The 16914-nt window shown below is 61.8% G+C and carries 9 protein-coding genes; 2 read left to right on the top strand and 7 right to left on the bottom strand.

The window, feature by feature from the left end:
* Positions 1-84: 84 nt before the first annotated feature.
* The 7 genes from BLT42_RS01300 to BLT42_RS01270 all read right to left on the bottom strand — a co-directional run bounded on the left by BLT42_RS01300 (position 85) and on the right by BLT42_RS01270 (position 11434).
* A complete protein-coding gene (locus BLT42_RS01300; protein ID WP_091765570.1) occupies positions 85-1281 on the bottom strand; it encodes an MFS transporter in 1197 nt (398 codons plus the stop codon).
* Positions 1278-3449: a serine hydrolase gene (locus BLT42_RS01295; RefSeq protein WP_091765567.1), complete on the bottom strand. Its 2172-nt coding sequence runs from the start codon at positions 3447-3449 to the stop codon at positions 1278-1280. The genes BLT42_RS01300 and BLT42_RS01295 overlap by 4 nt, the downstream gene beginning before the upstream one ends.
* Positions 3446-5014 carry a tetratricopeptide repeat-containing sulfotransferase family protein gene (locus tag BLT42_RS01290; RefSeq protein WP_091765564.1) on the bottom strand — a complete coding sequence of 523 codons (1569 nt, stop codon included), beginning with the start codon at positions 5012-5014 and terminating at the stop codon, positions 3446-3448. Before BLT42_RS01290 ends, BLT42_RS01295 begins: the two co-directional genes overlap by 4 nt.
* 53 nt (positions 5015-5067) lie before the next feature.
* Positions 5068-7455: a TonB-dependent receptor gene (locus BLT42_RS01285; RefSeq protein ID WP_233342248.1), complete on the bottom strand. Its 2388-nt coding sequence runs from the start codon at positions 7453-7455 to the stop codon at positions 5068-5070.
* Between the two features lie 63 nt (positions 7456-7518).
* On the bottom strand, positions 7519-8439 hold the full coding sequence (locus BLT42_RS01280) for a carbon-nitrogen hydrolase family protein (protein WP_091765561.1): 921 nt from the start codon (positions 8437-8439) through the stop codon (positions 7519-7521).
* A gap of 133 nt (positions 8440-8572) precedes the next feature.
* Complete coding sequence (gene pdxR, locus BLT42_RS01275; protein WP_091765558.1) at positions 8573-10444, bottom strand: MocR-like pyridoxine biosynthesis transcription factor PdxR; 1872 nt, start codon at positions 10442-10444, stop codon at positions 8573-8575.
* A 240-nt stretch (positions 10445-10684) separates the two neighbouring features.
* On the bottom strand, positions 10685-11434 hold the full coding sequence (locus tag BLT42_RS01270) for a metallophosphoesterase family protein (protein WP_233342247.1): 750 nt from the start codon (positions 11432-11434) through the stop codon (positions 10685-10687).
* Between the two features lie 558 nt (positions 11435-11992).
* On the opposite strand from BLT42_RS01270, the gene BLT42_RS15200 reads away from it, so the two are divergent.
* Together BLT42_RS15200 and BLT42_RS01260 are read left to right on the top strand one after the other, a co-directional pair.
* Positions 11993-12466, top strand: coding sequence for a transglutaminase-like cysteine peptidase (locus BLT42_RS15200; RefSeq protein ID WP_233342246.1), 474 nt, complete (start codon positions 11993-11995; stop codon positions 12464-12466).
* A 582-nt stretch (positions 12467-13048) separates the two neighbouring features.
* On the top strand, positions 13049-16897 hold the full coding sequence (locus tag BLT42_RS01260; RefSeq protein WP_091765551.1) for a hypothetical protein: 3849 nt from the start codon (positions 13049-13051) through the stop codon (positions 16895-16897).
* Positions 16898-16914 lie beyond the last annotated feature (17 nt).

Below are 16914 nucleotides of genomic sequence, written 5' to 3'. Positions count from 1 at the left end.
AAGGCGTCAAATGAAATCCGGGGCCAGTTTACGGCTTCGTGCCGGCCGCCATAGGGCCAGTTTGGGCCAGCGGATCGAACCAGATCAGAGGGTGGCCTCGGCGCGCTTGCGATCGAGTATTCGCGCCGGCAACAGCATGACCAGACCGCTCACGCCCAGCCCGATCAGGGCCAGATTGATCAGGCCGGGGAAACCGCCATCGGTCGAGAGCGCCCAGCCGGCGACCATGGGGCCGGAGGCCAGTCCGAGCTTGGAGATGAATCCGCCAAAGGCCGAGGCCTGGCCCGCCTTGTCGAACTCGGCCGTCATGCCGAGCAGATAGGCGATGACAAATCCCCAGGTGATGCCGGTGCCGCAATTGGCGACCATATAGGCGATCGGGCTGCCGCTGTAATGGAAGATGGCGGTCCCCACGAGGGTCAGCGCCATCGCGGCCGCCAGCAGACGCAAACGCCCGAAACGCAGGCCGAACACCATCACCAGTAGAGGCCCGGCCAGGGCGACCCAGGTCGCCAGCCCGAGCGCCAGCGAGACATAGCCGCGCTCAAGCCCGTAATCGAGGCCAAGCCGGATGATATAGGCGAGCAGGCCCATATTGGCGGCCTGGAACAGGAAAATCGCCAGCAGGGTCAACAGAAGCGGCGTCCATTGCACCTTGCCGTCGGCGGCGGGGTCCTTGATCCGGGCCGGATAGGCCGAGAGGAAGGGCAGCATGGCCAGGGTGACAGCACTGAACAGGGCCAGGGCGATAAACAGCGCCTGGGTGCCGTAGAGCGGCGCCAGGGGTGGCAAGACCATCACCGCCAGACCGCCGAGACCGAATTGTACGAAGAGCAACATGCCGAAACTGCGGTCGGGATTGGCGGTGCGGGCGATGACGGCAAAACCGGTTCCCGTGAGCACGCCGCCGAAAACGCCATGGATCAGGCGCACCGGGAACATGACGTCATAACTGGCAATGCTGATCGAGGCGAGATCGATCGCGATCAACACGATCAGGCAGCCCAGCGCCAGCGCTTTCCAGGGCAGGCGTTTGACCAGGAAGACCGAGAGCAGCGCACCGGCAGCGGCGCCATAGATATTGACCGAGCCAATCTGTCCGGCCTGGCCTTCGGTAAAGCCCAGCCCGCTGACCAGGCCATCGACGATGGCGGCCATGATATTGACGTAGAACAGGCCGGCTGTGGCGAGGAATGCCAGCATGACGGCGGCGATCAGCCCGTTGGGGGGCGCCTTGGGCAGACCGCGCGGCCCGGTGACGGCTTCATTGGCTTCACTCATGGCACGGCCTCACAAAAGGGTTGGATGGCATTCGATTGGGCCACGGCCCGGCGCCAGGAGAATTCGCGCCCGTCACTGGCATAGAGATAGACATGACCATTGGGGATCAGGGTGACGGATATGCCGCCATAGCCCGACATGGTCGGGATCCAGACATCATGGTCACAGCCGAGATAATGGCCCGCATTATAGGCCCAGAAACCGGCCCGATAACGCAGATTGTCCTCGATCGACGGCAGGCCGCGATCATCGGGATTGCGTTGCAGGGCGGCGGCGAGCAGGCCCTGGTCGAGCCAGGCCTCGCCATCAATCACGCCGTCGGCCTGAAGAAAGAGCGCCATCCGGGCCATGTCATCCGCCGACAGGGTCAGACCCCAGCCGGTGAAGGCCTGGGCCTCGGCATCGCGGGTGCGGCGGGTCTGCATCGCCAGCGGCGAAAGCGACAGCGCCTGCCAGATCGGCACCAGCAGCGTGTCGTAGACATCGGCATCGGCCACGCCGCTCTGCTGGCGCAGATAGGCCTGCATGGCGGTGCCGAGCAGATAAGTGTCGGTGGTGTGATAAACCCATGTGCTGCCGGGCTCGGCCTGGCGGGGGTGCATGGCACAGGCGCGCGCGACTTTTTCGGCATGGGTTTCGACCGTCAGGAAATCCCAGGTCGGGGCCGAGGCCTCGTCGAGATCATAGACGTCCGAGGTATAATTCCCGGTCGCCATGTCGAGCGCCTGTTCGAAGGTGACATCACCCCAGCGCGCGGCCGTGCATTGCGGCACATAATCAGCGATCAGCGCCTGACGCGCCCCCGGATAGAGCTGCTCCAGCCGCATCAGGCCAATCCCGCCAACCACGGACTTCGCCACGGAATAGGAGGGCAAGGGCGTCACATCGCAATACGGGTCCGGCCCCTGACGAGTCGGGCAGTCGCCCGCAAAGAAACGGCCATCGGCAACCAGGGCAAAGGCGGTCATGTTTTCCGGTGTCACTTCAAGCGGCGAGCCGATTTCGGCGAGGTCGACCTGGGGATGGGCCAGCGCCAGATCACCAAGCGGCGAACGCGGCAGGCGCGCCGCGCGCTCGCTGCGCCAGGCCTGTCGTACAGCCCCCGCGACGACAGCAGCGGCTTCACCCGGCTCGAAGCTGACGGGCAGACGCGCCAGAAGATCGAACTGCAGGTAGGCGCAGGTCTGGGCACCGAACTGCACAACCGCCTGCGAGATCTCGCCACTCTCGCGATACAGGAAACTCATCAACCCGTTCTGGACGCAATTGGCATTGCGTTCCTGCAGCGCCACCGGCAGGGCTGCGCGCATCCAGCCCTCGCCATCACCACCATCCCAGATCCGGCCCGGCTGGAAAATCCATTCCCACTCCGGATGATCACCTTGCTGCGGCCCGCGCTGAACCGGGATCAGGTCCTGCCCGTCACTGAGCAGGTCGATCGCGAAGGCAGGCAATTCGTCAAGCCGGTCGGCGCGCGATGCGGCGTCGAATTCATCAAGCAAGAGCGCGAACCGGTCGGCGCGGTGGGCCGTCGCCAGCACCAGCCGCCCATTGAGGCTCGCCGATGAGGACGCCACGTCGTCCGGCGCCGCGAAAGCGGACGTCGAATAGGGCCCTGACAGCGGTGCCACCGCGAACAGGGTCTGCGCCGCCAGCGCCGGTGTCAGCGCCGCGAGCGGGGTTTGTCCGGTGACGCGAATATTATCCACCCAGCATGTGTCATTGGCTGCATTGCCCGCAGCGCGCAGGCGCACCAGCATGGCGCGCTCCATCTCTGCCGCCGGCAGGTCGCCGCCGACTGATGTCAGGGTGACGCCGTCATCCTGCCCGTCTTCAATACGGCCGATCCCGGTCCAGTCCTGGCCGTCGAAACTGGTTTCGAGCTGGCAGGCATCATCGCCCTCCAGCCCTTCGGCGGCGAAGTCGGCGGAGATCCGGATCGCCTGCCCGGCCGGGATCTGCACCGCCGCCGCAACCCAGGCATTGCGCTGCAGCCGCAGCGAGAAATTGCCCGCATACTCCGTGATCCGGATCTCGCCCCGCCCGGCATCGCCGCGCCAGCCCTCAGCATTGCCGTCCTGGAAGTCCTCGGACATCAGGGTCTGGGCCATGGCCGGCGCATTCAGCCCGGCCAGCAGCCCCAGGGTCACAATCGCGGTCCGTATCATGATGTCACTCCAAGCATCTCGGCCAGCGGCGCCAGTTCGCGCTCATAGCGGCGCCAGCGCCCCACCGCGCTGCCATACAGCGGCTGGCGCACCTGTGCCGCGCTCGCCGTCGCTGTCGGGCTCGCATTCTTGTGGAAGTCGAGACAGGCCGGGTCCCAGTCGACACCGACATGATCCAGCAGGCGACGCGTCTCGCCCTCCTGGTCGGTGATGATGTCCTCGTAATTCACATCGAGGATCCGACCCGGCAGCACGCGGCGCCAGTGATCCATCAACCGGTCCTTGGCGCGCATGTATTGGGCCAGATCCGAGAAGTCGTAGGAGAAGGGATAACCCATCCGGAAAAGCGCCTTGTACATCCCCAGGGCATTGTCCATCGGATCGCGATTGAGGTGGATGATGCGCGCATTCGGCAGCGCCGCGGCGATCAGACCAATATAGAGAAAATTAGCCGGGGCCTTGTCGATGAAGAATGGCAGGTCAGCCCGACGCTCGCTGACGCGTAACAGGTAGTCAGCAGCAAGCTTGCGCATGTCCAGGGCGCCAGACCTTGAAACCATGTCCGATTTATCGCGGCTGCCACGGGTCAGACCGGTCAGCGCCAGCGGCCAGTCATTGAGCTCGCCCAAGCTTTCGATCAAGGGATGGGCGCTGAGAATCCGGTCGACCAGGGTTGTGCCACTTCGCGGCAAACCCAGTACGAAAACAGGGCTTTGGGCATTATCGCACGGGCGTTGCCGGGCGAAAAACCCGGCATCAAAAACCTCGGCAATCCGCGCCATTGTCGCGACATCGCCCTCGACCCGATAGGCCATCATCGCCCGCCGGGCCTCGGCGCCCCGCTTCAGCGCGACAAAGCTTTCCTCAAACTGACCGAGATTTTCCAGTTCCAAAGCAAGGGCATAGTTCAACTGAACCTCGCCCAGCCGGGTCCGTTTCGGCGCCTTGAGCATGCGCTGGATCTCGGCGAGATGATTATCCTCCACCGTCTGCTTTCGCAGCGTCGCGCGGTTGTAATACGCGTCATAATCATGCGGCGTCCGGGCCAGTAATTGATTGAATTCACGTTCGGATTCTTCAAGCTTGCCGGTCGCGATCAAGCTCGAGGCAAAATTATACCGGATCGCCGGCTGCTCCGGATCAAGCGCCACCGCCTGCCGCGCACACCGCTCCGCCGCCTCGAAGGCTCCGCACTGGGTATAGGACTCACTGAGCCGGCTCATCCAGGCCGAATCCTGACCCGCCTCGGCCTCCATCACACCCAGATTATCCATAGCCTCCCGGATCGCTCCAAGATGCACCAGGGCCTCAACATCGAGCAGGCGAACGAGGGGGGAATTGGGCGCCAGTACAAGCGCTTGCGACAAATGCTGGCGCATGGCGGCATGGTCACCGCCCATCTGTTCCAGCCGCGCGGCCGCAATCCAGGCCTCGACATATCCCGGCTCGTCACGCAGCAGCGCCGTGAGCATGGACCGCGCCGGCCCGAGCTGCCGGGCACGCAGGGCGCGGTCGATCTCGGCCATTCGGGTCTTGGGTGCGGGATTGGCGATCAGACTATCCATGGAAGCAGCGACGGGGTGACCGTCTCGGTCGGCCACCCCGTCATCCTATCCGATCAGAAGTTATAGCGCAGCGTCGCGCCAATCGTTCTGGGCAGTGAGATCATCTGCTTGTTGGCATTACCGAAATAACCCTCAGCCGGAGCCGTTCCCATATAGGCCTCGGTGAAGATGCCGGTGATGCCTTCCTCATTGGTGATGTTCTTCACCCAGAAAGACAGATCCACCGCATCACGCGAGAAGGTCGTCGTCAGATTCCAGATCGAGAACCCGTCGATCGGCACATTGAAGGTCGGCGACGTGCTGACCGCATTGGTCGTTTCCGACTGGTAATAGCCATCCAGACGGGTGAAGGACGACCAGTTCGCCAGCTGTGTCGTGTAATCAAGCGACCAGTTGAGCTGATGCTCCGGCGTCCCCGGGAGCATGGCGCCCTCAAGGGCTATCGGGGCCGCTGGCGCCGGGCGGTCCGGCGCATGGAAGTCTGCCCCGAGCTCGGCATTGATATAGGCATAGCCCAGCGAGTAGTGCCAATCATTGCCGATGAAGCCGTCGATCGATGCTTCCAGGCCCATCGAGCTGGCCTCGCTGGCATTCTGCACCGCGAAGAAACCCCACCACGTCGAGGCGGTGTTAAACTGCGGGTCAGTCCAGTCGACGTAAAAGACGCTGACATCATAGCGGAAATCGCCGCGATCACCCTTGAAGCCAATCTCGTAATTGACCACGGAATCGGAGGTGTAGAACTGCCAGCGCGGATCCTCGGCGAAGACGCCAGTGAGCGGAACGGCATTTGATCCACCGCGGCGATAACCCTCGGAAATCGTGCCGTAGAGCATGTCCTCATCGGAGAAACGCCAAGCCATGTTGAACTTGAACAAGACATCATTCTCGGACGATGACAGGTCGGCATTCACTTCCGGGAAGAGCCCCGCCCAGAGCGGCAAGGCCATGAAGGTGTCATTGTCCGACTCATTGTTGAAGTAGCGCGCGCCGAGGGTCAGATCGAGATCGTCGCTGGCATGCCAGGTCAGTTCACCGAACAGAGCCGTTTCGGTGAAATTCTCGATCCGGCGATAATCCCAGTCCTGATCGCCCGTGACCGCACCCGCGGCGAAGGGAATCCAGGCGTCCCACCACTGCTTGAAGCCGACCAGATAGCTTTGCTGCGTCGATTCCATTTGCTGCTGCCGGTAGAAGCCGCCAACGACATAGTCGAAATTGCCACCATCATCGGTCACCAGGCGGATTTCCTGCACCACTGCCTCATCGGCATAGGTCCGGATCGCGGTCGCCATTGGACGCGGGTAGTTATAATAAAGCCCGAGCCAACCCGCCTGAGCATAGAAGCCCGTGTTTTCGCTGGCACTATCGCCATTGTGATCATAGTGCGACGTCGATGAGGTCAGGGTCGCAAAACCCAGATCCATCTCCATCTCGAGCGAGCTCATATTGATGTCGCGCGAGGATGGCTCGAGCTGGATCGACCCGTTTTCGTAATCGCCATAGGCATTGCCGAAACCGTCAACACCGACAGTCTGCTGCCGGCGTCCACCGACATCGTCGGACTGCCGCGCATGCACCAGACGCAGGGAGAAGGTATCGGTTGGCTCCCACAGGAAAGTCGCCCGGCCCATCCAGGTTTCGACTGTGTCGGCATCCTCAACAGAGCGATAGGAGGCGGCCGGATCGAGGACCCCGCCAGGCGCAACCGGCACGCCATTGCCGTCCAGCTCATAGACATTCACATAGTCGGTGATGCCCGGATAATCGCCGAAGCTACCGACCAGGCGCAGTGCGGCCCGCTCGCCGAGCGGGACGTTGAGCACGCCGTCGAGGCCATAGCCCCAGTCCTCGGAGCCTTCAACATTCGAAGTCGTGCCACTGATATAGCCATTTACTTCGCCGAAATCGGGGTCGCGCGTGATGTAGCGGATCGTGCCGCCCAACGAACCGGAGCCGTACAATGTGCCTTGCGGGCCGCGCAGGACTTCAACGCGATCAAGATCACGCAGCGTGAAACCGGCGAAGACCGGCGTGTCGTTGATATAGGTCGAGACCGAGGCCACTGACGACACGGCGTAGTCGCCCAGGCCGTTACCATCAACGGCAAGGCCACGGATACGCGCAGCGTTCAGCGTACCCGAATTGCGGGCGCCCCGATCAACGACGGCGATACCCGGAATGGAGCGAAGAAGCTCGGCCTCATCAATGATATTGCCGCGCTCGATATCACCACCGCCGACGGCGGAAATATTGTAGGGAACGTCCGAAACGCTCTCTTCACGGCGCGTCGCCGTCACGGTGATAGTTTCGCGCCGGCTGTCGGCTTGCTCGTCCTGCGCGTAGGCCGGCGTAAAGGCTCCGCCCGCCAGGGCCGTTGTGCCCAGCAACACGGCCATAATGGTCGACCGGCCAGCGAATTCATGTGCAAATTTTCTCATAACATCACCCTGTATTGCCCGTTGATCCGGGCCCCTGTATCGATCCGGTCCAGGCCGGTCCCCTCACTCGATGATCGAAAGCCTGGGCCTTGACGCCCGGCCTTCCCCCTTGCCATCATCGGCTGATCCCTCGTTCTGCCTTTGTGGCTTAATCAGCGGCCCCAGGTCGGACATCCCCGCCTGCCGCGCCGCCGGATCCGCGTGCAACGGGAACTGTACCGGTGCATCGCGGAAACTCTTGAGAACCTGGCCGAGGCCATTCCAGCCACGCTCGCGCATCCGGCGGGCCTGTTCGAGATCCAGCTCGAACGCCATCACCTCGCGGCCCGTGCCGGCCTCATGCAGTAATTCACCACCCGGCCCGTAAACCACGGAGCGGCCATTGCCTTGCTGGCCGGCCCCATTGATATCAACGAAATAGCACTGGTTGATCGCCGCATTGGCGCGGGCAATGGCCAGCTCGACATCGCGATCGACCGTATTGGTCATGGTCGGCAGGATGATGACTTCAGCACCCATCGCGCAAATCGTGCGGATCGCTTCCGGGAACCACATATCGTAACAGATCGCGATACCCACGCGGCCGATGCCGGGCACGTCAAACACGACATAATCAGTTCCCGACTCAACGCCACTCTCATAGGGCAGGAAGGGGAAAATCTTGTCGTAGCGGGCGATGATCTCGCCGTGCGGATCGATGACGGGTGTCGTGTTATAGATCTTGCCGTCGCGATGCTCATAGAGCGAGCCCGGAATCAGCCACATGCCGGTTTCCTGGGCGAGCGCCTGCAAGCGGCGCTCGGTCGGACCACCCGCGGCCTCCGCCTGGTCAAGGCTGGCACCATTAATCGCCAGCTCGCTGATCGCCACCATGATGATCCATGGAAAACGCTTCGCGATCGCGCGGACTTCGCGTTCTACAAGGTCGAGATTGCCGTCAACGGCTGCGTCGAGCTGAATGGCGGCAATCGAAAGCAACGACATGAACTTACCCCTGAGTGCGGTTGCGCAGCGCGATCATTCAAGGTCACGCACTTCGCCTTTTCCCGACCATGGCAGCGAAGCCTTTGCTGACTTAGAGCCAGATCGGGACCAACTATGGGGCCAGTTCACGGGGTCAGGGGTTTGTCTTCTGGCCGGCCGGATCGGCGGGTTCGACCGGATCTCGACTGAGAACGGCGGAATCGACCACGCGGCCCTGCTCGTCGAGCCAGGAGACGCGATCGCCTGAAATACGGACGTGAAACCCCATCGCTTCGCCAAAGGCCCAGTTACGCCACTGGCGAAACCATCTATCGCCCTCGACCCACCAGCGGCCGCTATCCTGCTCCTCGGCGCCATAGCCGGACCGGCCGGTCATGCTGCCATCCGCGGCGAGCATAATCGTGCAGAGTTCTCCATAGACCGTATTGTAGAGCAGCGTAGCGTTGCTCATCGCCGCCTCGAGCGTTTCCGGCCCGAGCCAGCCCGTTCCGGATTCGGCCATTGCGGCTGGCGCGGCAGAGTCGAGCTCCAACATCACCTGGGAGAGGGCCTCAATTCCGGCCCGGATTTCGCTGGCCGGAAGTCCTGTCACGCCGAGGCGGAACATATTCTTCGCCCCGTCGGGCAGGGCGAACCAATCATCCGCAGGCTCGATCAGTATGCCACGCGCCTTTGCGGCATGAACCAGCACGCGGGCGTCGAGATTCGCCGGACCACGGACCCAATATGTTGTGCCGCCCTCTACCGGCGCGACAGCGATTGATGACGGACGGTAATGGTTCAACGCATTTTGCAGCGCGATCAACCGTTCTTCGCTGACCCGCCGAAGACGGCGCAGCATCGCATCATAATGCCCCAGCGACAGGAAGAAGGCCGCTGCGCGCTGGTTGTTTGGCGATGGACGACGCGTCGTCAGGTCACGCAAGCGCCGGGCTTCATTGATGATACGCGCCGGCGCAACCATGAAACCAAGCCGGACGCCCGGCGCGAGGACTTTCGACAAGCTCGCGATATAGATTACCCGCCCCTCCTGATCGAGGCTGCGGAGGGCCGGCAAGGCGTCGCCGAGATAATTCATCTCGCACTCAAAATCGTCTTCCAGAATGAGGAAATCGCGTTCGCTGGCCATGGCAAGCAGCGCCTCGCGCCGGCGCATGGACATGGTTACCCCGGTCGGGCGTTGCCGGCTGGGCGAGACATAGACGATATCATTCCCTGGCAGACGGTCATCAACAACCAGACCCTCATCGTCGACCGGCTGGTGATGCAATTGCGCGCCATGCATGGCGAACATCTCGCGCAAATCAGGCAAGCCGGGCTCTTCCAGCGCAACCCGGGTTCTGGAATTGGCGAATAATTGGGCAACGAGAAAGAAGGCCTGCTGTTCGCCGACGGTAATCAGCAATTCATCCGGCCGCGCCCGAATGCCCCTGCGGGGCAACAGTTTGGTGCGGATTTCCTCGATCAGGGCCGGATCATCGACCTCGCCATTGTCGAGCGACCACTCCTCAACCTCATTGACCGCCAGGGCTAGGCGGCTGGATTCCCGCCACTCCGCGATCGGAAACAGCGTTTTGTCATAGCGCCCCTCGATGAAGGGGAAGGGGTATTTCTGCCAATCTGGGGGGCATTTATAACCATGAGACGGCGGCCGGACACCGCGCAGAAAGCGCGTCGCCGCTGCCCCCTCCCCGGCGTCCTCCGGACCGGCGATCAGCGACATTTTCCGGTCCGGCGCGGTCGCCTCGGCAACATAAATACCCGAACGTTGCCGCGCTTCCAGATGCCCCTCGGCGATCAATTGCTGATAGGCCAGGAAAACCGTATTGCGGGACACACCCAGTTCGTTGGCGAGCTTGCGCGATGACGGCAATTTGCGCCCGGCCGGGAATATGTCCGCGGCAATCGCTTCCATCACACGCCGTCGGATCTGCTCCTGCAAGGACAGGCTCAATCCCGGATCGATCCGGAACAGCGGGGCATAGGATTTTGCTGAACTCGTCATAGCTTACCGCAAGGTGAGGACCGTCAGTGACGATCGGCGCACAAACGTGACAGGCCTGCCGGCAAAAAGACAGGCTGATGCGCGGGATGTAGCGCGTGAGCTTCGAGGTCTCAACATAGCCGACGCTTCAGCTCTTTGCCCAAGATGGGATGCGTCCGGGAAGCGCGGGGGCCGGCACTGGACGGGCGCCTTGCGCACGCTCGGAACCGGGCCGGGATTTCGTCCCCCGCTCGAGCCCGGTCATGTGGAGATGAACCGGACCCCGGCGCTATCGATCCGGGCAGCGGTCAGAACCCCCGATGCGTAGGCACCTGTGTCGGTTCCGACCCGGCGCCGGTCTGCGACAGGACTGGGTTCAGGCGTGTGGCCATGGACAATAACATGGCTGAGTTTGCGGTCATCCTGCAGGAAAGCGTCCCGGATCCAGAGATACTCTGCCTCACTCTGGGCAAGAACCGGACGCGCCGGGTCTATGCCCGCATGAACGAAGAAATAGCCCCCCCTTTCCTCGAACAGAACAAGGTCACGGAAGAATTCAAGATGCGACGGGGGGAGCAGCGAACCCAGCTGGCGGCGGCTGTGTTCCCAGGCTGCGGGGTCGTCCGATGCACCACGCGGTGGCCTCACCCCATATGACAGCAAAGTATCCGTACCCCCGAACCGCTGCCAGGCAGCGCCGTGCCGGGCATCCTCGAGGAAAGCCAGTAACGTCGCCTCATGATTTCCCTTCAGGAATACCGGGCGCCGCCGGCTGACCCGGGGATCAGACAACAACACCTCCACGACGCCGGCCGATTCAGGCCCGCGGTCGATGTAGTCGCCCAGGAAGATCAGATCCGCCGTGCCCGCAGGGTCATCGCTATCGATCATCGCCAGGAGCTCGAGCAACAGGTCCCGGCGCCCGTGAATATCGCCAACGGCGTAGACCGTGCCGGGCAAGGCAGGACCCGCCCGCTCGCCAGTAAACCGCTTAAGAAATGAACCAATCACTCTGATGCTCCGGAACGTCCGCGTCTAGCTAGGCGACCTCCCGGGAAATAGCCAGTGCCGCCCGCCAATTTTGAGTTCTGAACAAATTCTTTATCCCGTTCGTCAAATTTGAAACAAACTACAGACGACTTGAATACTGAACGATAAGGATAATATCAATTAACCATGTAGCTTAGACATATTGAAATTCCGACATGCCACAAACAAGCCCAAAGAATATTGGGAGTGTGGACTGTGGTTATTGCAAATATACTTGCCAGCGGGCGAAAAGCGCTTCTGACCTTAGCGGTATGCAGCATGGCCGGCCTGGGCGCCGCGTGCACAACCACAACCCCAACCTCCGGTCCGATGATGCTGGCAGGCCCCGTCACGCCACCGGCAGGCGCACTTCACCTCTGCCAGGAGCAGCCGGAAGTTTGCGGATCATCCTCCGGGATCGCCGTTGCGGCCAGCGAGGAGCAGCCCCAAGTGGCCACAGGCGGGCGAGCCTCCTCAGACCCGTCGCACGCAAAGAGCCTTTCTGATTCAAGTCAGGTTGCGAGCCCACCCCCTCCACCGGTGATTGACCTTGCGACACCGGCCTCAACGGCCAGCTCGAACACCCGGCGCATATCCTCGGATGCCGACACAATGGCCCTGCTGGAGAGCGTCAACCGACAGGTCAACCGGGCCCTGCGCTGGCGCTCCGACCAGGAGATTTACGGCGAAGCCGAGCGCTGGGCGATGCCGCTGAGCGACGGGGCCGGCACTATAGATGGTCAGATTTACGGAGACTGTGAGGACTATGCGCTGGAAAAGCGGGCCGCCCTCATCCGCGCCGGCCTGCCACCCGAGGCGCTCGCGATCGCCATTGTCGATTCATACGCCACGGGCCACCACGCCGTCCTGATCGTCCGCCTGGATGGCGCAGATGTGGTGCTGGACAATGAAACACCCTGGATCCTCCCGTGGACGGAAGCGCCCTATACCTGGCGAGCCGTGCAGTCCGGACCCAGCCTGCTGGAGTGGCGCTCGCTGGCCCTGATGCCGTAGGGCTGCGCCCACCCGGGGCCGCCTCGCAGGATCGCCCAAGCCCGGCGCCCGCCTTTGGTGGAACCGCCACCTTGGGCGCCTCAGCCAAACCACAAGACGTCGCGATCCCCTGCGGCAGACAACTCCGCACCATCCGCCGACACGTCGGGGCGGCTTGTCCGATTGCTCGATCCCGGACGAGCTCCCACGAAAATTTCGCCTCTATAGCCTCAACAGCGACCCCGCAGCGGGCACACCCGCACCAGGGCAGCACGCCGCCTGCGCGACCCTAGCGCGCAAATGATGCCCGCAACCCCCATGCGCGAGCACCGAAACCCGGGCTCGCCTGCGCGGCGAAATGTCAACACAAAACATCAGCTTGGCACCCGGTAAGGTTTAACCAGACGCGCGCTCGACTTGCGCACCGGAGTGACAGGAAATCAACCACTTAGCTCCCCAAAAAAGCTGATTCGCTTTTCTTGCCCCTGAAATTGCTTAATAAATCATTGACTCTTGCAGTGCGTTGCCGTTCCCTGAAAAGTAACGAGCGTCAGGGGGTCTGTCGCTGCAAAGATGCAAAAAAAGTAGGGTAGGGGACTGGTTATGGCTTTCACAACATCTCAGGATTTCATTGACGCGTGGGCTGAACTCGATGCGGCGTATGTGACGTTTCCGTCGCTTGCGAGCACCGGCGGCAATTACCAAGACGACACACCGGTCTCAACTTCCGGTGAGTTCATCAATGTCCTTTCGCAATTTCCCGGCTATTTCGCGACGCTCCAGAGTGGCGCGACCACAATGGGTCAGCTCGCGCTGGCCGTGAACACCCTCTTTGTTGAGCTGGCCAATGCCTATGTCGACTATCTGGAAGCGGGCAACCCGCCGATCATGGATATCGCCAAGGATCGCGGCGGCCCTCCAAAGCCTGGCCAAACCTACCACGACAACATTCTCGGCAATCTCGGCGATGGTCCCATCGCCTGGCGCTTCGGCAGCGATGACCCTGCCAACAATGTCGACGTCACAGGTGACGGCATTGGCGATCTGAACGCCGAACCCCGCTCGGTCGACGCACAGGCCTACGGCGCGCGCCCGCTGCCGGATGGCAATTCCACCGCCAACATCAAGGCGAGTATTGAATGGGACCTGGCCAATATTCCAGGCATCTCCCCGGCCGACCTTGATCTGGGCCGCCTTGCCCACATCGCTGGCGAAATCAACCTGGTATCGGGCGGCGTGATCACGACATACGCTACCATCCAGGAAGCCATCGACGCGTCGGTGGACGGCGATACCGTGACCATCGGTGCCGGCACCTATGTCCAGACCGGCGTTCTCAACGTCAACAAGGAGATTTCCATCATCGGTGCGGGCGATGGCGCGACCATTATTGAAACCGGTGTCGCGGGCTATGGCCTCCACGTCACGGCCGATAATGTCTCGCTCTCCGAGATGTCGATCGATGCCAGCAACACAACCCATTACGGCGTGAAGATCGACCCGGGTTCGGGCGTCTTTGAAGATGCGATTGTCAACTTCTCGATGGAGAATATGACGGTTTCCGGCGCTGGCCGTTCGGAAGTGGACATGAACAGCCTCGATGGCGGTACATTCACCAATGTGACCGCTGATGGCCTCGCCACCAGCGGCGTCGGCTTCGGCGTCACCGATTCCACCGGCATCACATTCACCGACATCACCACGACGGGGAATAACTGGGGCGCTGTGGGCCTCTATTCTGCCGGTCGCTCCTACGAGCCTGGCACTGATGACGTCACCTTCGCCGGCACATTCACCACCGACGATGCCCCCGGCATCTATATGGAAGAGGAGCTCCTTGAAGGCGTTCCCACCACGGTTACCAATATCGACCTCAGCGCGATCTACGACACGGTCTACATGGTGTTCAATCCAGACCACCGTGAAACCGGCGATCACTTCCACTTCATGTTCGGAAATGCGGCCGACGCGGAAGCCTTCGCTCTGGCCCTGACAAATCCTGAATCATCGGTCATCTACACCGATACAACGCCGGACAATGTCGATTCCAGCGCGGTGGGCGACACATTCTACGTCTACGCCGGCATGTCGATCCAGGCTGCCGTCGATGCGGCCGATGCCGGTGCCACCATCATCGTGGGCCCGGGCACGTATGACGAAGACATCGTGATCGACAAAGCGATCACCCTGCTGTCGTCCGATGGTGCCGCGACAACGATCATCAATGGCCAGAATGGTGCGCTCGGTGCAATCGAAGTTGATCCGAACGCCGGCGCCGTCCAGATCGGTGCCACCGGCCAGGGCTTCACCGTCCAGGGCAATAACGGCAATGGCGCCATCGAGAATGCAGCCATCTATCTGCAAGGCGACCAGGATGGCATCACCATCCAGGGCAATATCATTGAAGCGCGCGGCGATGCGGCCCTGCTGTCGGAATACGCGGCAGCCGTCACCAATCTGCTGATCGACAATAATGAGTTCACCGGTCAGACCTTTGAAGGTGCCCAGCCGAGCGACAATGGTTTTGCGACGCAGTTTGACGTTGGCAATAATGTCCCACGCCAGCTGGTCACGATTGGCGGCAATGGACAGAATGCTTCCGACATCACCTTCACCAATAATACGGTGTCCGGTACGGCCGGTGGCACCAATGCAGGCGGCGAACAGGGCAATACCCTGGTCACCATTGATGCCGAAAACTCAGTGATCGAGGATAACCTCTTCACCGGCTTCACCGCCCGTTATGCGACCGCACTGCGCGCCCGTGAAGACAATACGGATATCCGCAACAACGTCTTCGACGGCGAAACTGCCGGTAGCCCAAACACTGGCGCCATCTATGTCGACACGCCGTTGCCCGGCACGATCGAAGGCAATACCTACATCACCGACACCGGTGAGCGGACCTTCGAATCCGTCGCTGGCGGACAAATCATCCGCGGCGGCACCCAAGTCGACATGATCGATTATTCCGGTTCCGATGCGGGCATTGACGTTCGTCTGTGGCGCGGGGGCGAAAACTCGGGCGGCCATGCCCAGGGCGACATCATCCGCGATGTTGAATCCCTGACCGGGTCGGCCTTCGACGACTTCTTGCAGGGCAAGAATGGTATCAACGTCACCATGGATGGCGGTGCCGGCAATGACGAGATCTGGGGCTATGACGGCGATGATACGCTGATCGGCGGCGACGGAGCCGACAAGCTCCGGGGCTATGACGGCAATGACTCACTGTCTGGCGGCGAAGGCGATGACATCCTCCTTGGCGGTGACGGCGATGACACCCTGATTGGTGGTGCCGGTGCCGATAGCCTGCAGGGTCATGGCGGCTTTGATACAGCGGATTACTCCGCCTCGGGTGCCGGCATTGATGTGCGTCTGTGGCGCGGCGGCACCAACTCCGGTGGCGATGCCCATGGCGACAAGCTGCGCGACATTGAGGCCGTGATTGGCTCGGATTTCGACGACTTCCTGCAAGGCAAGAATGGCGTTGACGTGACCCTGGATGGCGGTGACGGCAATGACGAGATCTGGGGCTATAACGGCAATGACAGGCTGATCGGCGGCGACGGCGCTGACAAGCTCCGGGGCGACAGAGGCGCTGACTCACTGTCCGGCGGCGATGGCGATGACATCCTCCTCGGCGGTGACGGTGACGATACCCTGATTGGCGGCGCCGGTGCCGATAGCCTGCAAGGCCATGCCGGTTTCGACACGGTGGATTATTCCGGCTCCAGCGCAGGTATCGATGTACGTCTGTGGCGCGGGGGTGCGAACTCCGGCGGCGATGCCCAGGGCGACAAGCTGCGCGATATCGAGGCGGTGATCGGCTCCGACTTCGACGATGTGCTGCAAGGCCGGAACGGTGTCGATGTAAATTTGGACGGCGGTGCCGGCAATGACTTCATCGATGGCCTGAGCGGTAACAATGTCCTTGTCGGCGGCGCAGGTGACGACAGCATCTATGGTCGTGCCGGCACGGACACGCTTGATGGCGGAACCGGCAATGACACACTGAGTGGCGGCGCAGACGCAGACACATTCGTCTTCGCTGACGGTTATGGTGCCGACACCATCCTGGACTTCGAGGATGGCACCGACACGATTGACCTGACCGGTGTTGCCGGTGTCTCCAGCGCGGTGGACGTCTTCAACAGCGCATCGCTGAACGGTGCCGATACGGTCATCGATCTGGGCGGCGGAGACACCCTGACCATCGCCGGCTGGAACTACCAGACGGAGATGGACGGGTCGGAGTTCCTGTTTGCTGCGCCAGCAGCGGCTGAGCTCAAACTTTCCGGCGGTGCTGCAGGCAGTCCTGCAATGATATTCGACCTCAAGTCGGGCATCGGGGAAGGCTTCATCGAGTTCGAACAACTGAACCAGACCCTTGGTTCAGTTGGCGACATGATCTCGTCTGATTATGATGGACCAGACTATTACACCTTCTGATGAAGGTGTTTCCAGAC

The sequence above is a fragment of the Maricaulis salignorans genome (assembly GCF_900103475.1).
Classification (GTDB): Bacteria; Pseudomonadota; Alphaproteobacteria; order Caulobacterales; family Maricaulaceae; genus Maricaulis; species Maricaulis salignorans.
Note: the sequence above shows the minus strand (reverse complement) of the source record. Positions and strands in the feature narration are given on the sequence as shown.